Annotated in this window: 5 protein-coding genes; 3 read left to right on the forward strand and 2 right to left on the reverse strand. The window is 50.1% G+C overall.

Annotated elements, in window-relative coordinates; genetic code table 11:
- On the forward strand, positions 1–1,288 hold a 1,288-nt coding region (locus tag B2067_RS09565; protein WP_301388267.1), incomplete at its 5' end, for a methyl-accepting chemotaxis protein.
- On the opposite strand, the gene B2067_RS09570 is transcribed toward B2067_RS09565, so the two are convergent.
- On the reverse strand, positions 1,283–2,542 hold the full coding sequence (locus B2067_RS09570; RefSeq protein WP_301388268.1) for an alanine racemase: 1,260 nt from the start codon (positions 2,540–2,542) through the stop codon (positions 1,283–1,285). The genes B2067_RS09565 and B2067_RS09570 overlap by 6 nt on opposite strands.
- Before the next feature lie 142 nt (positions 2,543–2,684).
- Positions 2,685–3,218: a putative Fe-S cluster assembly protein SufT gene (gene sufT / locus B2067_RS09575; protein ID WP_273089068.1), complete on the reverse strand. Its 534-nt coding sequence runs from the start codon at positions 3,216–3,218 to the stop codon at positions 2,685–2,687.
- Positions 3,219–3,401: 183 nt separating this feature from the next.
- On the opposite strand from sufT, the gene B2067_RS09580 reads away from it, so the two are divergent.
- Positions 3,402–4,832: a rhomboid family intramembrane serine protease gene (locus tag B2067_RS09580; protein WP_301388270.1), complete on the forward strand. Its 1,431-nt coding sequence runs from the start codon at positions 3,402–3,404 to the stop codon at positions 4,830–4,832.
- Positions 4,833–5,155: B-box zinc finger protein (locus B2067_RS09585; RefSeq protein WP_301388271.1), on the forward strand; the 323-nt coding region annotated here is incomplete at its 3' end. It lies immediately after the preceding gene.

Here is a 5,155-nt window from a genome sequence, read left to right on the forward strand (position 1 = left end):
GACATTGTGGGAGCGGTTCAATGTCAGTGCAGAAGTTGTTGCAGTCCAGAAGTATCGTGATATCGCCCACAGGCAGTCTGGCACCGGTGGTTTTGGGGTGAAGGCAGCAGATTGGTTTGCAGCGTCAACAGCGCGTATTAATAAATTGAAAGAGGTCGAAGATACCCTGTCAGCCGCGCTCATCAGCAACGCAAAAGCAGGTGGTACTCTGGCTCAGAGCGAATTTGTAGGTATGCTGACTATCGCAGTTACTGTTATTGCGGTATCGATTTTGCTGGTTTGGCTCGTCGTCGCAATGCTGGTTAACCAGATCAGGGAAGTCGTGCAGGGGTTGAAGCGGGTTTCAGACAACCTGCAACTTGATGTGCCGGCTATGATTCATACGGATGATGAACTCGGCGAGGCAGCGAGAGCCTTTAACAGCATGCAGGCACAGATTGCGGATATGATCCATTCAATCGACAGCACATCGAAACAACTGTCTTTGATCGCTATTCAGAACCACGCGACGATCTCACTAAGTACCAAAGGTATGAAACAGCAACAGACAGAGACTGAATCTGTTGTCGAGTCTGTCGGCCAGCTTGAAATCGCGGCTCGTGATATTGCAGTGAATATTCACAATATGTCTGAGCAGACAGATTCTGCGGATAACACGATTGGTAAAAGTGTCGGAGTTGTTCAGGAGAACGTAGGTAAAATTGCGAGTCTGGACGAGACCATGACATCTGTTGCCGGGGTGATCAGGGAGCTTCATGGGCGAAGCGAGTCTATTGGTAGCGTACTTGGTGTGATCAAGGCGATTGCAGAGCAAACCAACCTGTTGGCACTGAATGCCGCTATTGAGGCAGCCCGTGCTGGGGAGCAGGGGCGTGGCTTTGCCGTCGTAGCTGATGAGGTTCGTAGTCTGGCGCAAAGAACCCAGGAATCTACGCATGAAATCGAGCAGATTGTCAGTCAGTTCCAGTCGCAGACTCAGGAGGCGTTTAAAGCGGTTGAGGGCTCGAAAGATGTGGTGACTGGAGCCGTCTCTCTGTCTGGCACTCTAAGTCAGGAGTTATCTCTGATTCGTGATGCCGTCGCAGACATTCGCGATATGTCTGATCAAATCGCCGCTGCTGCGGAGGAACAGGTGCAGACCAACGGTGAAGTGTCGACCCGGGCGAAGAACATATTTAATATCTCCCGGCACACTGCCGCGACCGGAAACTTCATGCGAAAAACTGCAGAAGAGCAGCGCGCTCTGGCCCGGACGTTACAGGAGCATGCAGAACGGTTCTCTTTATAGACGGTAGCTTCGCTTTTGCGCCGATTCGAGTAACGATTCGGCGGAATTCCCTTCGTTGTGCTCTTCCTGGAATACCGACCACCAGTCGGTAACTTTGCCATTCTCATAGATAGCAATATGACCAAACTGGCGGAACACAGACTCACTCTGAGTCGGCCTCAGGAAAATATAGTCATCTTCTTCGATCTTTGTATCCTTCGGAAAACCGTACAGCTCCTGATTGCTGGATCGGCCATGAAGACGAACCTGTTCCGTTTCCCTTGGGTAGACAGGTTTTGCAAGCCAGTTACCGCCGTAGATAAAAGCTCCTTGAGCTGGCAGGAATCCAGTCCAGCGGAGAATTGCCGACACAGCCGGTGATAGCGGAATCTCTGGTCGCTCTACCTTCTTGAGAACAGGCGCGGCTATGTAGGCAGCGGCAACATGATGCTCCAGAGTATCGACATCATAGTTCTTGGGTTTGACCAATGCTGAACCAGCCGCGATCTCTGATACAAAGCTGTTGTCGGTGTACATGGTGTAAGTTGAGCTACCACCAGTATTAAGCGTCAGGTCTTTGAGGGCATCTTTTCCCAGTTCAACTTCTACCGCTTGAAGGAAGTTGCTGTATCGCCCCCGGGCATCTGCAAACGCACGCCGGGCGCCACCGAGAATAGCTGGAATGTGTGGGATATGAGCCTCGTAGCCCATTAAGCCGGTCAGTATCAGGTGGTCTGAGTTCTGAATTATCCGTAAAGCTTCGGTGAATTCACTGCTGCTCCGGAAGCCACCCCGATGCATACCTACGTCGATTTCAAGGCTCACCCTGATGGTCAGATTGTTCTCCCGGGCAAACTGGCCGTATTGAGCTAATCGGCGAGGGCTATCTATCAGCCACTGCAGTTGGAGATCTGGAGAGAAGCACATACTGCTGGTTTGCTTATTATGCCAGTTATAAAAATGGCGTGCTGCGCGAATGGGAAGAGGTTTTCCCATCAGAATGTCGGCAGACGGAATCTGATTCACGATTTGCAGCAGAAAGGGTAGATGGAAGCACATCAGCCTTTGACTGCCAGTGCGTCGCATAATGTACTGAAGCAGTGGAATTGAGGGCAACGACTTGGTGACAAGGCGATAGTCGAACCCTTTATTCAGTACGTCGATAAGGTGGTCAATATTTCTATCCAGACGTTCCTTATCCAGTACTAGGGTCGGCGTGCAAATCTCAGCCTCATGCAAGGCCTCGGTCAGCGCCGTAAAATACAAGTCGTTCATTGCTCGCCTGGGCCAGACGGCCACTTTTTATTGCTATTTTATTTTTATTATTACTAATGCATCGGCAATGTTGCCAAACTGGTAACATCATATCCGGCCATTGTTGAAATAGCCAGTTTACCGCGAACGACTGGTCAGTGAGTCAGAAGAAGAGTCCGGCCTCAAGTTGGGCTTCTTCGGTCATCATGTCGCGGCTCCACGGTGGATCGAATACCAGCTCAACATTGACAGAAGTGACATTAGGAACTTTTGCGACACGGTATTTCACATCAGAAACCAGAACGGGCCCCATACCGCAGGTAGGGGCTGTCAGTGTCATGCGGATATTGACGTCGGTACCCTCGATATCGATACCGTAGATCAGCCCGAGATCGAGAAGGTTGATCGGAATTTCAGGATCGAAGATGGTGCGAAGAGCCTGCTCAATCTGTTCTTTGTGAACCTGACCGTCACCTGGGTCATCGAAGGTGATGCTCTCAGACTCAAGCCCAAGCGCAGCCGCATCTGTACCATCGACGCGCATCATATTGCCGTTCACCGTCACCGTATAATTACCACCCAATGCCTGATTGATGGTGACGAAGGTACCGGCGCTGATTGTCGTCGGCGTGCCGGACGGCACCATGCGAGCAGGACAATTATCGTTGGCAACCACCATTCGACGTTCAATAGACATGGATTCAACCTGTGATCTGGATAAAACGCGTATTCTAACAGGATTGGCGATACTTTATTCACTCAGTTAGCACACGGGAACTGAGTTTGTAGAGTTGTCCGACGAGGGGAAGCAGTTTAAGCTGGCAGAGTTTACAGGGTGGTGGGCTGGAGCCCTGCCACGAGCGACAAGGACAGCTACTACATGATTATCCTTCCCGTTGAGCGGCGCCTGAACTGGAGTCACCCGCCGATTGTTCTGATCGGTATCATCCTTCTGAATATCCTCGTATTTTTTCTCTATCAGAGCGGCGATACCGAGCGCTACATTAATGCAATCACTGCGTACAATGAGTCGAGGTACCTTGAAGATGAATGGCCACACTACCAGACTTATCTGGAACAACAGGGCGACATTGAGCACCTCGAAGAGCTGCGGGCATATCATGAAGACGACATGATTTTTCCGGTCGCAACTGCGGTTGTGACAGACAGGGGGTTCTATAAATACCTTGAAGCGAACGGCCCCTCGTTGTTTTACCCGAGCTTTTATTACGAGTGGGTTGATCGCCGCTCTGAGATCAATGAGCAGATAGACAGTATCAGTAGTGTGCGTTTTGGTGTGAAGCCGAACGACCTCTCGGTGATTGACCTTTTCATGTATCAGTTTCTCCACGGTGATTTTATGCACCTGATGGGGAACATGATGTTTCTGATGATTTGTGGCTTTGTCGTTGAAGCCGTTCTCGGGCACCTGTCTTTTCTTGGGCTGTATCTGCTCGGCGGTATTGTGGCTGGTATTTCACATGCAGCGGTGGATTTCACTTCAGAACAACCTTTGGTCGGTGCTTCGGGCTCATTGTCGGCGGTAATGGCAATGTATCTGATTATTTATCGATGGCAGACTATTCGCTTCTTTTATTGGTTCTATCTGATCGTTGGTTACTTCCGGGCACCGGCGATGATTCTTCTGCCGGTGTATATCGGCAAAGAGCTGATCAGCTTTTATTCAGACCCTGACAGTAACGTCGCCTTTATGGCTCATGCTGGTGGTTTTGTTGCTGGTGCATTGTCTGTTGGGGCGCTGGCTCTGATTCGCCCTGAGTTACTTAAATTCGAATACATCGAAACGCCTGAAGATGATACCGAACCTTATCGTCAGCAACTTGCGGAGATATACGCTGCCATTGAGAAGTATCGCTTTGATACTGCTCAGCATCGTATAGAGCAGGCAATTGCGACCTATGGTGAGGAGTTTGAATTACTGCTACTTCAGTACAACCTGCTTAAATTACGCAGAAATAAGACCTGGCTGGTGAGCCTGAAAAAAGTTCTTCGCTACGAAAATACGGCGGACGAAGATTTGATTCGGCAACGAGATATTTGGGCGGATGTAAGGCCGTACCTTAAGCATATTGATTCAGAAACGTTGGCGATCTGTGGCTCAAATTTCTCTCACTTAGAGGATCTCAGTTTCTCAGAAGAGATCTTTTCTCTATTGAAAAAGCGCAACGCAAAATCATCTGAATTAAGCCGGGTGGCGATCAGTCTGGCCAAAGCACACAGCCGTCAGAATCGGGCAGACAAGCAACAATATTATGTCAGCGTTGCTGAACAACTGGCGATGGGGGCATAAATGAAGTATTGCAAATATCATCCTACCGAAGCCGCCACCTGGTACTGTACTCATTGCGACAGTCGGGTATGTGATACCTGCACACTGGAGTCTGAAAGGGGGGAGGACCGCTACTGCTGCAAATGTGGCGCGACGCTCGAGTCACTGGGATCAGCGTACACGGCTGAACCCTTCTGGGAACGCCTCTCTGAAACCTTCCGGTATCCACTAACCGTTCCGGTTATGACTCTGATAGTTGTACTGTCTGCAATCAGCGGTGTTCTGTTCTTTGTGCCTATCGTGGGGGCTGTGGCTGGGCTGATCTCGGCGGGGATTCTTACGAA

This window comes from Thalassolituus sp. UBA2590, from assembly GCF_002339775.1.
Classification (GTDB): Bacteria; Pseudomonadota; Gammaproteobacteria; order Pseudomonadales; family Oceanobacteraceae; genus Thalassolituus.

What these genes read in the sequence shown, in the direction of transcription:
- sufT (WP_273089068.1), bottom strand. Translation starts at nt 3,218, where the DNA reads ATGTCTATTGAACGTCGAATGGTGGTTGCCAACGATAATTGTCCTGCT.
- B2067_RS09580 (WP_301388270.1), top strand. Translation starts at nt 3,402, where the DNA reads ATGATTATCCTTCCCGTTGAGCGGCGCCTGAACTGGAGTCACCCGCCG.
- B2067_RS09570 (WP_301388268.1), bottom strand. Translation starts at nt 2,542, where the DNA reads ATGAACGACTTGTATTTTACGGCGCTGACCGAGGCCTTGCATGAGGCT.